Genomic DNA, 255 nt, shown 5'->3' on the forward strand with positions numbered 1-255 from the left:
GTTGGTAATGGATCAAATGCAACATGGGTAAACCCAGGAACTCCAGCTACTATAGATCCTACGGAAGATGAATGGGTTCATATCGGAATTACAATTTCAGAGAATAAAGCAGCATTATATATGAATGGAGAATTGGCAGGAGAAAGTGATTTTCCAGGAATAGATTGGAGTAATGTAGGAGATTTAGTAATAATGTCAGGAGACCCTAATTTCTCAGGATGGAGTCATAAAACTGAAAAAGGGCAAATGGATGAA

Annotated in this window: 1 protein-coding gene; it reads left to right on the forward strand. The window is 37.6% G+C overall.

Annotated features, from left to right (window positions below; translation table 11 throughout):
* Positions 1 to 255 (forward strand): LamG domain-containing protein (locus EGM88_RS15700; RefSeq protein ID WP_148084108.1); only part of this gene is annotated, 255 nt, incomplete at both ends.

It is taken from the genome of Aureibaculum marinum (assembly GCF_003813905.1).
In the GTDB taxonomy this organism is placed as follows: Bacteria; Bacteroidota; Bacteroidia; order Flavobacteriales; family Flavobacteriaceae; genus Aureibaculum; species Aureibaculum marinum.